The sequence below is a fragment of the Caulobacter sp. AVps18 genome, assembly GCF_058681425.1.
On sequence record NZ_CM178737.1, the window covers coordinates 2,472,004 to 2,488,476 of the forward strand.

Sequence of the window (16,473 nt, forward strand, 5' to 3'; positions counted from 1 at the left end):
GTTCTGGACCTGTCCGACACTGCATGGAATTTGCTTTCGGCTCAGAAAATCGCGGATTGTAATAACAGCGCAGCGACAACAACCTGCGCGCTGAGTAAATTCAAAGGATGTGCCAGTAGATTGGCGACAAATAATAAACTGTATTCATGAGGAAATAATCTATGAATCGTGCCTGTAGGATATTTCTTCCACTGCTATCCATAATCGCTGTTAGCAGTAAAAGTTATAGCCAAGATGAATTTCCTGCACTCAAGGGGCCTTATCTAGGGCAAAACCCGCCGGGTTTAACCGCCAAGCCCTTTGCGCCCGGCATCGTGAATACAGAAGAATGGGGGGACGCTGGGGGCTTTTCCCCTGACATGAACGAGTTTTTTGTCGCCAGATGGAAGCACACTCGTGACGCCAGAGAACCGGAATCTGTCATTTTCAGAAAAGTGGGCGATCAGTGGCATAAGATAGCGGTGCCGGCTGGAGAGAGCAGACCTTTTTACGCCCCAGACGGGAAAACCTTGCACTATGGTGCCAAGTATAAGGAGCGCACAGCTGACGGTTGGTCAGAACTGAAAAGCCTTGGCCCTGCTTTTGAAGATATACGCATTATGAGCCTTTCGGCGTCGGCCAAAGGTACTTTATTTCTGGACGAAAGAGCGAGTTCCGGCGTTGATGGAATTCTTCGATACTCAGGGCTCGTGAGTGGCAAATGGCAAGACCCGAAGCCGCTTCCCCGGGAAATCAATACCGGCAAATGGAATGCCCATCCGTACATCGCCCCTGACGAGAGCTACGTTATGTGGGACGGTGAAAGAGAGAGTGGGTATGGCGATGCTGACCTCTATATCAGCTTCCGGCAGAAAGATGGCTCATGGGGTCAAGCTATTAATCTGGGGGGCAAGGTAAATACAGAAGATGGAGAAGGTGGAGCGCAGGTCACACCTGACGGAAAATACCTCTTTTTCAATAGAATGTCGCCAAATGCAAACGGCAAGCCGGGCTTTCAATCAGATTTATACTGGATCGATGCGCAGATAATCCAAGACCTGAAACCCAAAGAATAGTCCGTATAATAATCGCAGACAGTGCGCTGCCAAAAGGTGGCGCACCTTCTGTGGCGTTGAACTCGCGTCCTGGCGCAGCAGAGACCAATTCAGCAGGTCGTTGCGACCGCCTCCCAGTATTGACAGTCCTAACCTGTAGCGGGAACACCTCTAACCCGTACCGACAGACGAACGGCCTCCGCCGTCGTCCGACCCGGTCAGCGCGCAGCGGCCCGCAACACTTCCTGGCTGATGGCCTGCAAGGGCACGATGCGGTCGACGCAGCCGCGCGCTATGGCCTCCTTGGGCATGCCGAACACGATCGAGGTCGCCTCGTCCTGGGCCAGGGTATAGGCACCGGCCTGCTTCATTTCCTCAAGACCGCGCGCGCCGTCGTCGCCCATGCCGGTCATGATCACGCCGACGGCGTTCGAACCGGCCGAACGGGCGGCCGAGCGGAACAGCACGTCCACCGAGGGCCGGTGGCGTGAGACCAGCGGCCCATCCTTGACCGAGACATAGTAGCGGGCGCCGCTGCGCTCGAGCAGGGTATGCTTGTTGCCCGGCGCGATCAGCACCCGGCCTCGCAGCACGGTGTCGCCGTCCTCGGCTTCCTTGACCGAGACCGCGCACAGGCTGTCCAGCCGCTTGGCGAACGAGGCGGTGAACTTCTCGGGCATGTGCTGGACGATCACCATGCCGGGCGAGTCCGCAGGCAGGGCTTCGAGCAGGACGCGCAGCGCCTCGGTTCCGCCGGTCGAGGCCCCGACGCAGATGAGGGTTTCCGTGGTGCGCGCCATGGCCCGGGTCGCGCCGGGAGGCGGCAGCATGGCATCGGCGGTCAGCTTCTTTTCCGGCTCATGTCCCGAGCGGGTAGGGGACGAGGTCGTCGGAGACGCCATCCGGCGCTGCCCGGCCAGCCGTGCGCCGGCCGCCGCCTTCACGGCGTCGCAGATGCGGATCTTGGATTCCATCAGATGGTCGGCGACCCCGACCTTGGGCTTGAGGATGATATCGACGGCTCCGGCCTCAAGGGCCTGAAGCAGGGTCTCCGAACCCGCCTCGGTCAGGGACGAGCACATCACCACAGGGATGGGCTTCTGGGCCATCAATTTGCGCAGGAAGGTGATGCCGTCCATGCGCGGCATCTCGACATCCAGGGTGATGACGTCAGGGACTTCCTCTGAAATGCGCTTGGCGGCGACGAACGGATCGGAGGCGACGCCGATCACCTCGATCTCCGGGTCGGATTCCAGGATCGCCGCCAGGGTTTGCCGGACCGTGGCGGAGTCATCAATGATCAGTACCCGGATTTTTTTGGCGCGCACCACAGGGCTACCCCTTCTGAAACACGGTATTGGCGATCTGCTTGACCGGCAGATCGATGCCGACGATCGACTCAGAATGGCCCAGGAACAGATAGCCGCCGGGCCGCAGGTGGCTGCACAGCCGCCGCAGCACGCCGGCCTGCGTAGGCTTGTCGAAATAGATGAGGATGTTGCGGCAGAAGATGATGTCGAGATCATCCTCGATCGGATAGGCATCATCCATGAGGTTCAAACGCGCAAACGACAGCTTTGCGCGGAGCTGGGGAATGATCCGCACCTCGGGCCGCCCGCGATCCTTGGAGCGCATGACATAGCGCTGGCGACGCGGCATCGACACCGGCTCGATCATCTGCTCGGAAAATCGGCCGGCGATGGCCTGGTCCAGTACCTCGGTGCAGATATCGGTGCACAGGATCGAATAGTCGAGGCCGCCCTGGCTCTCGCAGAACTCATCAAGGATCATGGCCAAGGTATAGGGTTCGGCCCCGATCGAGCAGGCTGAGCTCCACACCTTGATCTCGCGCTTGCGGGTCGCCGCGATGGCGGGCAGGCCTTGGTTGACCAGAAAGTCGAAGTGGGCCGGCTCGCGGAAGAACTCGGTCTTGTTGGTGGTCACCGCGTCGATCAAGTGAATGACCTCAGACTCCAGGCCGTCTTCCTCGAACAGGAAGCGGCAGTAGTCGTTGACATCGTCGATCCGCGTAGCGCGCATTCGCCGACGCAGCCGCCCCTCCAGCATGGTGCGTTTGCTGTCCGGCATCTTGATGCCGCTATAGGCCTGGATGAACGCGGCGAGACGCTGAAAATTACGCAGGCTCAGCTGCTCGGTCGAGGGCAGGGCCAGGAGGGCGGCCTGAGATGACATGTCGCTTCACTATCCCGGGTATGGACACGCGCTGACCGGCGCTTGCCCGGACCAGAGCATTTTCCGATCCTGACGGATCAGAGAAGTGCTCTAGTCTTTTGTTTTTAAAGCGTTTTCCGACTTCTTCCCGGCGTCCGCTTCGAGGGAAAATACTTTAGGCGGCTTGGCTTAGGGCGGCGGCGTCCTGGCTTGTCAGCATCCGGGGCAGATCGAACAGCACGACAAATCCACCTTTTCCGGCGGTCGTCTCGCGACGCACGACGCCCTGGATATAGTCCGAACGCCAGGGGACGCCGATATCCGGCGCGGTTTCGATCTGGTCCGCCGCAATGGAGACGACCTCGATCACCCGGTCTGCCACCAGGCCCAGCGACAGCACCCGATCAGCCAGCGGCACGTCCAGCACCAGGATCCGTGTGGTGGCGGTCGGGGCGGCGCGGGGCAGGCCCAGTTTCAGGCGCAGGTCGATGGTCGGCGTGCCCCGTCCCCGGACATCCGTCAGGCCCAACAGATAGTCGGGCCCCTCGGGAATAGCGAACGGGGTCTGATAGTCGAGGATCTCGCGCACGAAGGCGACCGAGACCGCAAACACCTCGTCGCCGAGGCCCAGAGTGACAAACTGGCTTTCAGTGGTCCCGGACATCAGGCGTATTCCCGAAAATCGGCGTCGTCCGCGTCCGGACCGCCAGAGGTCATATCCAGGGCGAAGCCGGAGACCCGGGCCTGCTGACTGGCGACCGTCTGACGCATCGCCGAAGCGGGCTTGCGTTGGGTGGGGGCGGAAGGGCGCTTGGTGGCGGCGCGTTGAGCCGGACGCCGCGCGGGCGCGCCGGTCGCGTCGGTGCGGAAATAGGCGATGGAGGTCTGCAGCTCCTCGGCCTGGGCGGCCAGCTCCTCGGAGGTCGCCGACATCTGTTCGGAGGCGTCGGCGTTCTGCTGGGTGACCTTGTCCAGCTGCTGGATGGCCTCGTTGATCTGCGAGGCGCCAATGTCCTGCTCGCGGCAGGCGGCGCTGATCTCGGAGACCAGTTCGGCGGTCCGGCGGATATTGGGCACCAGGCTGGTCAGCATCTCGCCGGCCGACTGGGCGGCCTTGACGGTGTCGGACGACACCGCGCCGATCTCGGTGGCGGCGGTCTGCGACCGCTCGGCCAGTTTGCGCACCTCCGAAGCGACGACCGCAAAGCCTCGACCATGCTCACCGGCCCGGGCCGCCTCGACGGCCGCATTGAGGGCCAGCAGGTCGGTCTGGCGGGCGATCTCCTGAACGATGGTGATCTTTTCGGCGATTGTCCGCATGGCTTCGACAGCGCGATTGACGGCCGCGCCGGAGATTTCGGCGTCCTGGGCCGACTGGCGGGCGATCTTTTCGGTCTGGGTGGCGTTGTCGGCGTTCTGTTTGATGTTGCCGGCCATCTGCTCCATCGAGGCTGAGGCCTCTTCGGCGGCGGCGGCCTGTTCGGTGGCACCCTGGCTGACCTGCTCGGCGGCCGCCGACAGCTCCTGGCTGCCCGACGAAACATTCTCCGACGCCGAAATGGCGTCGCCGACCACGCCGCGAAGGCGTTCGATCATGGTGTTCACGTGACCCAGAAGGTCGCCGATCTCGTCCTTAGTGGTGATCGTGACGGTCTTGCTCAGATCACCCTCGGCGACGGCGCGTACGGCGTCAGACGCTCGGCTAAGGCCCTTGCTGACCGCGATGGCGATATAGAATGCGGCTGCGCTGGCGATAAGGAGGGAAACCACGGTGAGGGCGATCAGCGCGTTGCGAACGCTGACGAAGTGCTTGTCGGCCTGTTCGGTTGCGGCAGTCAGTTGAGCCTCGGACAACTCGACCAGTTCCTGAACCTGAGCGCCTGCGTCGTTGACGATCTTGCGGCTCTCGCCCATCGACAGCGCGGTCGCCTCGACATCACGTCCAGCAATGGCCAGTTCATAGATCCGCGCATGGCTATCGAACATGCGCTCCCAGGTCGAACCCAGGGCCTCCCATTTGGGCTTGCCTTCCGCTGTCGCCAGCGATTTCGCCTCTGTCAGCAGGGCCTCAAAGGCCTGCTTTTCCTTGGCGATCAGGGACTCCAGTGACCTCACTTCGTCCGGAGTTTCGACCATCACCATGTTCTTCTCAACGCGCACCACATTGAGCATGTGGATATTGAGTTGCTGGGCGATCTGCAGGCGCGCCGCCGGTCCCTGGACCATCGCTTTCATGTCGCGGTTGGTCGTCGATAGGCTGTTTATGCCAAACAGGGTCGCCGCCAGCAGCAGCGCGATGATCAGCCCGAAGGCCAAGCCCAGCTGCAGTTTGATCGTGAAGCGCATGGTCGTGATCCTTGAGCGAAAGGCGAAACAGTCGGGACGTCAGTATTGGGTGAACTCACTGTCGTTGTGGTCTGGTCCGCCCTGACTAAGATCCAGCGCAAAGCCCTGGGCCATGGCTTGCTGGGCCCCGACCGCGCCGCGGGAGGCGACCTTGCGGGGCGCCGGGCGCGTGGCGCGAACCGGCGCTGCGGCCTTTGCTGCCTGGGGCGGGGCCGGGCGCGACACCGCAGCCGGTTTGCTACGCAGGGCCGAGTGCGTTGACGACAGGCGGAAATAGGCGATGGAGGTCTGCAACTCCTCGGCCTGGGCGGCCAGCTCCTCGGAGGTCGCCGACATCTGTTCGGAGGCGCCGGCGTTCTGCTGGGTAACCTTGTCCAGCTGCTGGATGGCCTCGTTGATCTGCGAGGCACCGATGTCCTGCTCGCGGCAGGCGGCGCTGATCTCGGAGACCAGTTCGGCGGTCCGGCGGATATTGGGCACCAGGCTGGTCAGCATCTCGCCGGCCGACTGGGCGGCCTTGACGGTGTCGGACGACACGGCACCGATCTCGGTGGCGGCGGTCTGCGACCGCTCGGCCAGTTTGCGCACCTCCGAAGCGACGACCGCAAAGCCTCGACCATGCTCGCCGGCCCGGGCCGCCTCGACGGCCGCATTGAGGGCCAGCAGGTCGGTCTGGCGGGCGATCTCCTGAACGATGGTGATCTTCTCGGCGATCGTCCGCATGGCCTCCACAGCGCGATTGACGGCCGCGCCGGAGACTTCGGCGTCCAGGGCCGACTGGCGGGCGATCTTTTCGGTCTGGGTGGCGTTGTCGGCGTTCTGTTTGATATTGCCGGCCATCTGCTCCATCGAGGCCGAGGCCTCTTCGGCGGCGGCGGCCTGTTCGGTGGCGCCCTGGCTGACCTGCTCGGCGGCCGCCGACAGTTCCTGGCTGCCCGACGACACATTCTCCGACGCCGAAAGGGCGTCGCCGACCACGCCGCGAAGGCGTTCGATCATCTTCTGCAGGGCGAGGCCCAAGGTGTCCTTGTCGGACAGCGGCTTGGCTTCGACCGTCAGGTCGCCGTCCGCGACCTTGTCGGCGACCAGCGCGGTGGCGTTGAGGTTGTCCGTCATGCGGTTGACCGTGTCGATGAGATCCTTGATCTCGTCGTTTGTGGTCACGGTGACGCGCTGGTTCAGGTCGCCGATCGCCACCGCCTCAATGGCACCCCCGACCTTGCGAAGACCCATCGTGACGGTCCTGGAAATCCACAGGGCCGCGAGCGAACCGATGACAAGCGACACGATCACCAGTCCGATGAACAGCACGCGCGCTTCGGCGAACACCTTGTCCCCCGTGTCGCTGGCCGCAGCGCCGCCCGCGACGTTCAACTTGACCAGTTTCAGCGTGTCGGCTGACATGTCGTCATAAGCCGCCTTGTTGGCCCTCATGGCCTCGGCAGCGGCGGCGTTCTCATTCTTGCGAGACAGAGCGAGTATTTGCTCGCCGCCGCGAACATAGGATTCGTACTTGGAGGAAAACTGATTATACAGATTTCGCTCTTCGTCCGAAGATATCAACTTTTCATATTTTCCGCGCTCGCTTTTGATTTGCGCCAATGTGGTTTCTATCTCACGTTCGGCGTCAGCCATGCGGGCTGGATCAATTGAAGCGATGTGGGAATATTGCTGAGCACGAAGATCAGAAGTGGCCGTATTTATAGAGTGAATGGCGTCTATACTCGGCATCCAGTTTTTGGTGATCTCTGTCGATTGGTCGTTTATCGCACTCATCTTGGCAATGCCGACAGCGCCCATCAGAGCCGCAATCATCAAAACGACTGCAAAGGCGCCAGCAAGTTTTGCCCTTATTGTTGCACGCATTTCAAAGCCCCTTTGAGCTAAATTGGATCGGTCTGGATGCGCAGGCGATACTCACCTTCGCTTAGCGCGCAGGAAGATCCTGCTGAATACTCAAGACTGCGATGTGTTGATGGGCGTGACGGTGGCGGCCGACCGGCCGCGCGCCGCGAAGATCTGGTCAAGGTCGGGGATTACGATCAGGTCGCCATCGCGCCTGGCCAGCAGGCGAACGAAATCCGCTCGCCAGCTCATGCCCACGCGCGGGGCCTGCTCGGTGGTGTCCAGGGTGATCGAGGTGACCTCGTGCACCTTGTCGGCGCGCAGGCCGATCAGGGTGGGCTCACCGTCCAGATCGTACTCGATGACGACAATGCGGCTGTCGATGGTCGGCGCTCCGGCCGTCATGTCGAAGGCCAGGCGCAGGTCGACCAAGGGGATCACCCGGCCACGGAAGTTGATCACCGCGCCCACGAAGGGTGGGGCTCCGGGCACATCGGTTTCGGGCAACATGTCCAGGACCTCGCGGACCAGGCCGGCGTCCAGGGCGAAGGTCTCTCCCTGCAGATCGAAGGTCAGCGCCTCGATTGGGGCGTCCAGGGCGTCAGGCGTCATGACTTGCGCTTCCATCAGCTGGCCGCCCGCATCTGCGCATCCGGACGGGCGCCGGCCGCGACCAGGTGGCCGATGTCCAGGATCAGGGCGACGCCGCCATCGCCCAGGATCGTCGCGCCCGAGAAGGCACCGACCTCGGCATGGAAGCCCGACAGGGCCTTGATGACGGTCTGGTGGTCGCCAAGGATCTGATCGACGACCAGTCCCACGCGGTCCTGCCCGGCCTGGACGACCACGATCTTCTGGTGGGGATCCGGCGCGAGGCCGGTGAAGAACATCTGGCGCAGCCGGATGAACGGCACCAGCTGGTCGCGCAGGGTGATCAGGCTGCGGCCCGTCGAGCGGACGTCCTGCTCGGCCGACAGCTCGACGCACTCTTCCACCGAAGCCAGCGGAATGACGTATCGTGCGGTTCCGACCCGCACCAGCAGGCCATCGATGATCGCCAGGGTCAGGGGAATGCGCAGGGAAACGATCGAGCCTTCACCCGGCGTACTGGACAGCTCGATCGAGCCGCGCAGGCCCTCGATGGTGCGCTTGACCACGTCCATGCCGACGCCGCGACCCGACAGGTTGGTGATCGTCGCCGCTGTCGAGAAGCCCGGGGCAAAGATCAGCTGCAGCAGCTCGTTGTCATTCAGCACCTGACCCGGCTGGATCAGGCCATTTTCCTCGGCCTTGGCGCGGACGCGGGCGCGGTCGACGCCGCGGCCATCGTCGGTGATGGTGATCACCACCTCGGCGCCCGACTGACGGGCGGCCAGTACGACATGACCCGCCTCGGGCTTGCCGGCGGCCAGGCGTTGCTCGGGGGGTTCCAGGCCATGGTCAGCGGCGTTGCGGATCAGATGGATCAGCGGATCGGCCAGGCGCTCGATCACGGTCTTGTCCAGCTCGGTGGTCTCGCCTTCGGTCGACAGCTCGATGGTCTTGCCGGTGTCGCGGGCCAGATCGTGGATCAGCCGGCGGAAGCGTCCGAACAGCTGGGCGATCGGCACCATGCGCACCACCATCATGGTGTCGCGCATCTCGGAGGCCAGGCGCTCGATTTCCTCGGCGACCGCGCGCAGGGCGATGTCGCTGCTGGAATTGGCCAGTTGCTTGAGGCGCGACTGGGCGATGACCAGTTCGCCGACCCGGTCCATCATCTCGTCCAGGCGCTCGGCCGGAACGCGAACGGTGTCGCCGGACTTGGCGTTTCGTCCCTCGGTGGTGGGCGGCTCTTCAGCGGCCCCGGCAACAGGCGTCGAGGCGGCAGCCTTGCTGACAGCTTTCGTGACCTCGACCGCAGGGGCGGTCAGGTCCTGGATTTCCAGGGTCATGTCGTCGATCACGAAGATGAAGACATCCTCGATCGCGTCGCGGCCGTGCGGTGTCGTCAGGGTGACGTCCCAAGCCAGGTGGCATTCGGTCGCGATCAGGTCGTCAAGGGCCGGGACCGCGTCGGTCACCGCCACGACGCGGCAGTCGCCAAGCTCGCGCAGTTCGTCCAGTAGCGGCAGGGGGCGGGTGCCATTGACCAGGGCGTCGGCCGGCAGGCTGAACTTCACGCGCCATCTGTTGAGGGCAGGGGTGTCGGGCGCGGCGGCCTCCGCACCTGACTGGCCGGCGCTCTCGACGACGCGATGCAACTCGGTCAGCAACGCCTGGCCGGTGGCCTCGGAGGCCGGGCGTCCCTCTGCGAGGGCGCGCATATGGTCCTGGCAGGCCAGCACCGCGCCCACCAGTTCGGAGGTGGCGGCCACCTCGCCCTTGCGGACACGGTCAAAGGCGGTTTCGCAGTGATGGGTGAAGGCGGCCAGGGCGTCAAAGCCGAACATGGCGCCTGAGCCCTTCAGGGTGTGCAGGCCACGGAACACCGCGTCGACCAGTTCACGATCCCCGGGACGATGCGCCAGATCGAGCAGGCCCTGTTCGATCTCCTCAAGCAGCTCCTGGGCTTCCTGGCGGAAGGTCTCAATGGGATCGAGGGCACTCATTTGGCGAGGACCTTCTTGACGACCCGGATCAGCTGTTCGGGGTCGAACGGCTTGGTCAGCCAGCCCGTGGCGCCGGCCGCCTTGGCCTGGGCCTTGATCTCGGCGTCGGATTCGGTGGTCAGAAACAGGATCGGAACGCCGGCGCCGGCCGGCCGCTTGCGCAGTTCGCGGATCATGGAAAGCCCGTCCATCACCGGCATGTTCAGGTCGGTGACGATCAGGTCGAAGCCGCCAGCGCTGCCCCTTTCGAGGCCGTCGTGGCCGTTCACGGCCTCGGTCACGGCATAGCCTTCGCCGCTGAGGGCGATCTTGATGGCCTGCCGAATGCTGGCGGAGTCATCCACGGTCAGGATCGCGGTCATTGCTGGGTTGCCTCTTGAAGCCAGAACCTGGCGCGGTCAGAACCTTCGTCATCGAGGAAGCCGCCGCGCTGCAGCACCTCAAGCACCGCTCCTGCGGCGGGTTCGCGCAGCGCAAGTTCGCCGCCCGTCTCGCGGGCGCGCTGCCGTGCGGCTTCGATGAGTTGGATGAAGGTCAGATCCGCTTCAATCACGCCGTCGAGATCGATCAGAACCGCATTATTCTGGCAAACGGCAGATCTTAACTCGAAGTGAGCTGCCTCAATATTTGAGACAGTCAAATTACCGGTGAATGAAATTGGAAAGAACTCGACATTCGTCAGCATGCTGCCCCTCCCCCAAAGTCATGAAATATTGCCGTTATTAGGCTTTTCTTGTGTTCCTGTGAGCTTGTGATAGCGCCGTTTAATTTTGAGTGAATTGTGCAACTTGCGGGGGAGCGACATTATGCCGCGACCTGGAAAGTGCGCCGGGCGGTGAGGTTTCGGCATCGCCATGGGTGGTCCACCAAATCTTCAGGTCGGTCGTAGAGCACGGGTGTGCGAGCTCATTGGCGTTTTGGGCTCCGGGCACCAAAGTCCGGTCGCTATAAAGAGGCGTGGGTCTCGTTTACTTGAGGTAATCTGAATGTCTGCTTTCTGGAATTGCGCCGATGTCGAGTCGTGGCGCGACGTCGACTCTAGGTTCAACTGCGCCGGCAGGATGTGACGGGTGGAAATCCGCTGGTAGGCGTGAAGATCTCATGGCCGCGAGCGATGCTCGGAGGTCGTGGCCCCTGCGGTCCGCTGGACGCTGTGGCGCCATGTCGCAGCCCCATGAGGCGATCGGCCAATAGCCTGTAAAGCCTCTTGCGCCCAAGCTGGCGCGATGACTTCGCGCGTCGACAGGCCCTATTCGCAGCACGCGTTCGAGAAGTACTACGCTCGAACCTACTCCGGTCACGTGTCCATGCGGATCGGCAGCATTGCGTTGGTGGCGATGGTGCTGCTCTTTTTGAATGCGATGTCTGTCTGGGTCGCCCTGGGCTGGATTGCCGCCTACGTGTCGTCTGAAGTCGCGACCATGGCTTGGTGGCGCCGGGTGGTGCCCCGCTTGGCGTCAGCGACGCAAGAGCAGTTCCGGATCTTCCAGAACCAGCTGATCGCCATAACCATCCTGCTGACGTCGACCTCTGCGGGGCCCCTTCTTCTCGCCCATCCGACAACGAGCACGGCTGTCGTGACCCTGGTGCTGGTCAGCGCCGGAATCCTGATGACTTGCGCGGCTCAGCACACCCTGACGCGCAGCATGATCCTGTGGACCGCGCCGGCCCCGGCTATCGCGCTTGTCTACAGCGCCACCCGTATGCAGTCAGGCGTGGAGGTTTGGATCCTTGCGGCGCTGGCCGCGTGTTTTGCGGTCAACGCTCGTGACTTGCAGCGCGCCAACGCCGAGTCCTATGACGAAGTGATCCAGGACCAACTCAACGCCGAAGCGGCCAACCAGGCCAAAAGCGCCTTCCTGGCCACGGTCTCGCACGAAATCCGCACGCCGCTCAACGGCATCCTGGGCATGGCCCAGGCTATGTCGCGTGAGCCGATGACCTGCAATCAACAGGAGCGCCTGGGGGTGCTGCAGCAGTCGGGCGCGACCCTGCTGACGTTGCTCAATGACATGTTGGACATGGCCAAGATTGAGGCCGGCAAGATCGAGCTCGAATTGGTCGATTTCGACCCCGAGGCGCTCGGCCGCGACGCGTGCGACGCATTTGGCGCGATCGCGGCGGAAAAGGGCCTTGTCCTGTCGTTCGTCGTGGAGGGGGCGCGTAGCCTCTATCGAGGCGACCCCACGCGCGTGAGACAGATCCTCTACAATCTGATTGGCAACGCCGTGAAATTTACCGATCAGGGGCGCATCGACGTTCTGCTGGCTCACGAGGCGGCTGGGTTTGCCTTTACGATTGAAGACACCGGAGTAGGCTTCTCCGAGGCCTCCCGGGCTGGCCTCTTCGAGAAGTTCAGCCAGGGAGACGCCACGACGACCCGGCGGTTTGGCGGCACGGGCCTTGGCCTGCCGATCTCACGCGACCTGGCCCGATTGATGCGCGGCGATATCACGGTTGATAGCCGTCTGGGGGCCGGATCCACTTTTCGCGTTGCCTTGCCCTTGGCGCGCTCCGGCTCGCCGGTTCTCGCGCCTTTGGCGACGCCGGTGGCCGACCGCCTGGTCACGGTCCTGAAGGAGCGCCTCGTCATCCTGGTCGCCGAGGACAACCCTACCAACCAGCTGGTGCTTCGCAGCCTGCTCGGCGGCGCGGGGGTTGAGCTTCATGTCGTCGAAGACGGCTGCCTGGCGCTGGAAGCCTGGCGCCAGGGGACCTTCGATCTGATCCTGATGGACATCAATATGCCCGTCATGGACGGGGTCAGCGCCACGCGCGCCATTCGCACCGAAGAGCGCGCCAGCGCGCGCGCCCGAACCCCGATCATCGCTCTGACCGCAAACGCCATGGACCATCAGAGGCACGACTATCTTGCTGCGGGCCTGGATGCCCATGTCAGCAAGCCGATCGACGTCGCTGTCCTGTTCGCCGCCATCGCTGAGGCCCTGGTTGCCGTCCCGACCGACCACGCGGTCGCCGGCTGACCTGGCGTCTGCCGGCAAAACTTCAATGTCCGAGTTTTGGAGGCGATCGAACTTAGGTTGCTGGCGCATCGCCATCCTGATGAAGCCATCAGGTCGGAAAGGGCTCTAGGGACGCGCCTGCGGCGCCGCCGGCATCGTATGCCTTCGGTGACACCATGCGGGCAGGGCGGCGCACCGTCCTCAGCTTCAGATCAAGCTTTTGAAGCTCGGCGTCGACGATCGCCGACTTGAGAACCACAAGATCCCGCCCGGTATTGTTATTGGCCACGTCACGCCCGGCTTTCATCAGGGTCAATTTGTCCGCGATGGACACAACCATCCCCAGCGTGAAGGACGCGTTCGCCAGGTGTCGCTCTTGATGCCGAAACCGCTGATAGGCGGTTGAGGTCTTGTACCGGCCAAGCTCGGATCGGACGGCGCTGTTGATCAGTTCGGTCAGGTAGTGCGCGGCTTCGATATCGGAGCGAAGGCCAAAGAAGACGTATCGCGGATCGCCTGCCTGGGTTTTCTCGCGCCAAACCCGGCAGTTGCAGAAGTGAGCGATGGCACCGATGCAGTCGCCCAGCGGTATGCGCTTGTTGAGCTTGGTCGCATATTCGCGCCGCTCGCACGGAGCACTACGGATTTCGACGTCGGTCAGCGACAAGTCGTACCGATCGAGCAGTTCGGCGACCTTGCTGGCGGCTGACAAAGCTTCGTCTTCGGTGCAGCCGTTGTCGGTCGTTTTGGCGCGGAGGCCCTGGATGCGTGTCTTGAGCTTGTCGAGCGCTGCGAGGTCGGGATTTTCTTTCACGGATGAGTCCCGAAAAGCCGACTTTCGGCGGCACCGACGCCAGCCCCTCAAGGCGCCAGCGCTGTCCTTCTAGCTGACGTCGGCGGCTCATCCCAGCGCCTCCCTAGAACCTCGTGTTCCTGGAGCTGTTCAGGAGACCGCATCTCGCGCAGATCCGAGGTTGGGCTTGCGGCTCAAAGGTGAAGGGGGGGGGCACCTGACTAGGGTGCCACATTGATGATCACGCGCTTGTAGCGGGTGAGGGCTGGGGTTCCGCTATCGGTCACTGCCACCAGGACGTGAAGGCTTCCGGTTCGGAAGACGCGATTGGTGGGCACTGTGAACCAGGCCTTGGCCTTGTCGGCGTCCTCGATCTTGATTGGTGCGCCAGACCGTGCCGCCGAGACCACGAAGCTTCCCGCCTCACCGTAGTAGAACCAATGGTAAGAGAGTTTATCGCCGTCAGGGTCGCTGCTCAAGGCGGCGCTGAGATCAATACGGTCGCCCATCTTGGCCGTGAGCCTGTCCGGATGGGCAAGCTTCACCTTGGGCGGGTGGTTGGCCTGGTTGTAGGGCTTGATCGTCCAGTCCATCCGCGCGGCGAAATCGTTCTGGTAGGCTTGCCGCCAGCGCCAGATCGTCGCCTTGTTGCTGGTGTGCCACTGGCCGTCCGCACCCATGACTTCGTCTTGTGCGTCGGTCCAGATCGGGCGTGTCTCGGCCTGAAGATGCCAGCGTTCCAGGCGCGGGGTGTAGAACTCGTAGCGGCCGCCCCAGCTGCCCCAATCGGGATGCTCTGAGGAGCCGAGGCCATTCTGGATCAGATACAGGAAGCTAGGCGTATCGCCTTCCATCAGGAACTTGGGTTCGGGATAGACCGCTCCAAGCGGGCCCTTTGCCTGGACATTGGTCGCCAGCCATTCATTGCTAACACTTGTGAAGTCTCCGCCGGCAAATCGGCCGTGGAAACGATCACCACTGATGCCGCTCCATGTGGCGAAGTGGTAAGCGCCGCCGGCATGGAACCCGGGGCTGACAATGTAGAAAAGGTTTGGAAAGCCGCTACGGATCCAGGGACCGCTGTCGTCCTGATCGGAGATCGCATAGACACGCAGCTTGGCGACGAACTTGGCCACCTCGGGCGGCTTGCGGGTCTGGCTGACCTTCCACAAGGCCTGAGCCAGGGTATTGGGCCCGCCCCAGACCAATACCCAGACCGGACGAGGATCGTCACGATCGACAGCGGTGATGATGGCTTCAGAGCCAGGACTGTCATGGCCTTCGCCGACTGCGGCTAGACCGTAAAGCGGGCGGCCGCTGGTGATTGACGCCGAAAGTTTTGCAGCGCTGGGGAACCCGGGCTCATGGCGCTCGAGATTGTCGCGCACCGCGCCATAGGCCGTGACAATCTCCTGAATCTTTCCAGGCGCTGTGTGGTCGCGAAGGTGGATCGAGGTCGTGGCCACCAGGCCTTCGACATCGAACTGATTGGAATAGGTCAAGAAGCGCACCAGCGACTCGGCGTCATCGGGTTCGTTCTCGATGTCGGTGAGAACAACGACGCGCGGGCGGTCCGGATCGGCCGGAGCGGGCGCGGCCAGGGCCTGGCCTCCAAGCAAGGCGATCGCGAAAGCGGTCGGCGCGAGCCACCGGCGGCCAATTCTGGTTTTCAAAGCTTCCTCCACATGATGCCCGAGCGCAAACGGCGTCGGTCGTGGAGCCAACAGCCCCATCGGTTTGATGGGCACTATAAAGCGAAAATTATCGAAGCAATAAACGAAAAAATATCAATGTCAGTCTGTCCGGGTATGGTCGCTGGCGAAGCCTGGTCCGGATGGCACTCGGAGCACGGCGTCTTTAGGCGACGAGCACTTCCACCCCTCGCTCCTCGAACGCCCTTCGGTCCTCGTCACGGATAGCCTTGTCAGTGATCAGGGTGTGGATGGTGTCTATGCTGGTGAGTAGCGACAGGGAGGTGCGCCCGATCTTGCTGGAATCCGCCAGCAGGATGACCTTTGTCGCGGCCTTGATCATCGCGCGCTTGACGTAGAGGTCGGCCATCGAGGGGTAGGTGAGGCCAACCTCTGGCGAGACTGCGGCCGTCGCCAGGAAGACTTTTTCGGCATAGAGGCCCTCGAAGAAGGCCCCGGATCGCTCGCCGGTCAGCGAAAGCGTGGGGGCCTTGAATTGTCCGCCGGGCATGAGGACGGTGCAGGTCGGCAGTGCGCCCATCATCAGGGCGATGTTCAAGGCATTGGTGATCACGTTCAGATTCTGACGGTCCAGCAACTGGCTGGCCAACTCGGTCGTCGTTGAGCCGGAATCGATAATGACGGTTTCGCCATCGGCGACCAATCCGGCAGCGACCCGGCCAATGCGCCGCTTCGCATCCATATTGATCATATGGTGCAAGGCCATAGCCCGCACCTGACTGGGCACTGACTGTAGATAGGCACCGCCATGCTCGCGTGTGACGACACCTTCGGCTTCCAGCCTCTCAAGATCCTGGCGGATGGTCACGTCGGAAACGTCGAACGCGTCGGCTAGGTCGCGAACCCGCGCACTGCCTTCCTCTTGAACCCACTCCAGTATCCGGGCGCGTCGAACCTCGGGAAGAAGGGATCCTGACGCCGAGGCCTTTACGGCGGCAGCACGCGCCGAGCGGGACTTGGGTTCCTTCGCCATCAGTTCGAGCTCCTGGCCTCCATGGAGGCTGGATGGGGTTGGTG

The 16,473-nt window shown here is 62.8% G+C and carries 14 protein-coding genes; 2 read left to right on the forward strand and 12 right to left on the reverse strand.

The features are described 5' to 3' along the window. Positions 1 to 161 precede the first annotated feature (161 nt). Positions 162 to 1,055 (forward strand): hypothetical protein, encoded by an 894-nt coding sequence (locus ACW179_RS11180; RefSeq protein WP_492059592.1) that lies wholly within the window; start codon positions 162 to 164, stop codon positions 1,053 to 1,055. Positions 1,056 to 1,252: 197 nt separating this feature from the next. Here the strand turns inward: ACW179_RS11180 and ACW179_RS11185 are convergent, their stop codons facing one another. The 9 genes from ACW179_RS11185 to ACW179_RS11225 all read right to left on the reverse strand — a co-directional run bounded on the left by ACW179_RS11185 (position 1,253) and on the right by ACW179_RS11225 (position 10,673). Further along, the gene (locus ACW179_RS11185; protein ID WP_492059593.1) at positions 1,253 to 2,362 is read right to left on the reverse strand and encodes a protein-glutamate methylesterase/protein-glutamine glutaminase; all 1,110 of its coding nucleotides are present in this window, start codon (positions 2,360 to 2,362) and stop codon (positions 1,253 to 1,255) included. Between the two features lie 7 nt (positions 2,363 to 2,369). Continuing rightward, a complete protein-coding gene (locus tag ACW179_RS11190; RefSeq protein WP_492059594.1) occupies positions 2,370 to 3,227 on the reverse strand; it encodes a CheR family methyltransferase in 858 nt (285 codons plus the stop codon). Between the two features lie 154 nt (positions 3,228 to 3,381). Next, on the reverse strand, positions 3,382 to 3,870 hold the full coding sequence (locus ACW179_RS11195; RefSeq protein WP_492059595.1) for a chemotaxis protein CheW: 489 nt from the start codon (positions 3,868 to 3,870) through the stop codon (positions 3,382 to 3,384). Next, positions 3,870 to 5,552 carry a methyl-accepting chemotaxis protein gene (locus ACW179_RS11200; RefSeq protein ID WP_492059596.1) on the reverse strand — a complete coding sequence of 561 codons (1,683 nt, stop codon included), beginning with the start codon at positions 5,550 to 5,552 and terminating at the stop codon, positions 3,870 to 3,872. Before ACW179_RS11200 ends, ACW179_RS11195 begins: the two co-directional genes overlap by 1 nt. A 39-nt stretch (positions 5,553 to 5,591) precedes the next feature. Next, complete coding sequence (locus ACW179_RS11205; protein ID WP_492059597.1) at positions 5,592 to 7,418, reverse strand: methyl-accepting chemotaxis protein; 1,827 nt, start codon at positions 7,416 to 7,418, stop codon at positions 5,592 to 5,594. A gap of 90 nt (positions 7,419 to 7,508) precedes the next feature. Beyond that, positions 7,509 to 8,009 carry a chemotaxis protein CheW gene (locus ACW179_RS11210; RefSeq protein WP_492059598.1) on the reverse strand — a complete coding sequence of 167 codons (501 nt, stop codon included), beginning with the start codon at positions 8,007 to 8,009 and terminating at the stop codon, positions 7,509 to 7,511. Positions 8,010 to 8,023: 14 nt separating this feature from the next. Next, the gene (locus ACW179_RS11215) at positions 8,024 to 9,988 is read right to left on the reverse strand and encodes a chemotaxis protein CheA (RefSeq protein WP_492059599.1); all 1,965 of its coding nucleotides are present in this window, start codon (positions 9,986 to 9,988) and stop codon (positions 8,024 to 8,026) included. Continuing rightward, complete coding sequence (locus ACW179_RS11220) at positions 9,985 to 10,350, reverse strand: response regulator (protein ID WP_492059600.1); 366 nt, start codon at positions 10,348 to 10,350, stop codon at positions 9,985 to 9,987. The genes ACW179_RS11215 and ACW179_RS11220 overlap by 4 nt, the downstream gene beginning before the upstream one ends. Continuing rightward, positions 10,347 to 10,673 (reverse strand): STAS domain-containing protein, encoded by a 327-nt coding sequence (locus ACW179_RS11225; RefSeq protein WP_492059601.1) that lies wholly within the window; start codon positions 10,671 to 10,673, stop codon positions 10,347 to 10,349. Before ACW179_RS11225 ends, ACW179_RS11220 begins: the two co-directional genes overlap by 4 nt. A 541-nt stretch (positions 10,674 to 11,214) precedes the next feature. On the opposite strand from ACW179_RS11225, the gene ACW179_RS11230 reads away from it, so the two are divergent. Beyond that, positions 11,215 to 12,972 (forward strand): ATP-binding protein, encoded by a 1,758-nt coding sequence (locus ACW179_RS11230; protein WP_492059602.1) that lies wholly within the window; start codon positions 11,215 to 11,217, stop codon positions 12,970 to 12,972. 88 nt (positions 12,973 to 13,060) lie between these two features. Here the strand turns inward: ACW179_RS11230 and ACW179_RS11235 are convergent, their stop codons facing one another. From ACW179_RS11235 to ACW179_RS11245, 3 genes are all read right to left on the reverse strand, one after another. Further along, positions 13,061 to 13,765: a DUF2786 domain-containing protein gene (locus tag ACW179_RS11235; protein ID WP_492059603.1), complete on the reverse strand. Its 705-nt coding sequence runs from the start codon at positions 13,763 to 13,765 to the stop codon at positions 13,061 to 13,063. 200 nt (positions 13,766 to 13,965) lie between these two features. Next, positions 13,966 to 15,417 carry a DUF1593 domain-containing protein gene (locus ACW179_RS11240; RefSeq protein WP_492059604.1) on the reverse strand — a complete coding sequence of 484 codons (1,452 nt, stop codon included), beginning with the start codon at positions 15,415 to 15,417 and terminating at the stop codon, positions 13,966 to 13,968. A 184-nt stretch (positions 15,418 to 15,601) separates the two neighbouring features. Beyond that, entirely contained in the window at positions 15,602 to 16,429 is an 828-nt protein-coding gene (locus ACW179_RS11245) for a DeoR/GlpR family DNA-binding transcription regulator (protein WP_492059605.1), read from the reverse strand. Positions 16,430 to 16,473: the final 44 nt, after the last annotated feature.

Excerpts from the sequence above, each read along its gene's own strand:
- ACW179_RS11180 (WP_492059592.1), top strand. The coding sequence starts at position 162 with ATGAATCGTGCCTGTAGGATATTTCTTCCACTGCTATCCATAATCGCT.
- ACW179_RS11190 (WP_492059594.1), bottom strand. The coding sequence starts at position 3,227 with ATGTCATCTCAGGCCGCCCTCCTGGCCCTGCCCTCGACCGAGCAGCTG.
- ACW179_RS11195 (WP_492059595.1), bottom strand. The coding sequence starts at position 3,870 with ATGTCCGGGACCACTGAAAGCCAGTTTGTCACTCTGGGCCTCGGCGAC.
- ACW179_RS11200 (WP_492059596.1), bottom strand. The coding sequence starts at position 5,552 with ATGCGCTTCACGATCAAACTGCAGCTGGGCTTGGCCTTCGGGCTGATC.
- ACW179_RS11205 (WP_492059597.1), bottom strand. The coding sequence starts at position 7,418 with ATGCGTGCAACAATAAGGGCAAAACTTGCTGGCGCCTTTGCAGTCGTT.
- ACW179_RS11210 (WP_492059598.1), bottom strand. The coding sequence starts at position 8,009 with ATGACGCCTGACGCCCTGGACGCCCCAATCGAGGCGCTGACCTTCGAT.
- ACW179_RS11215 (WP_492059599.1), bottom strand. The coding sequence starts at position 9,988 with ATGAGTGCCCTCGATCCCATTGAGACCTTCCGCCAGGAAGCCCAGGAG.
- ACW179_RS11220 (WP_492059600.1), bottom strand. The coding sequence starts at position 10,350 with ATGACCGCGATCCTGACCGTGGATGACTCCGCCAGCATTCGGCAGGCC.
- ACW179_RS11225 (WP_492059601.1), bottom strand. The coding sequence starts at position 10,673 with ATGCTGACGAATGTCGAGTTCTTTCCAATTTCATTCACCGGTAATTTG.
- ACW179_RS11230 (WP_492059602.1), top strand. The coding sequence starts at position 11,215 with ATGACTTCGCGCGTCGACAGGCCCTATTCGCAGCACGCGTTCGAGAAG.
- ACW179_RS11245 (WP_492059605.1), bottom strand. The coding sequence starts at position 16,429 with ATGGCGAAGGAACCCAAGTCCCGCTCGGCGCGTGCTGCCGCCGTAAAG.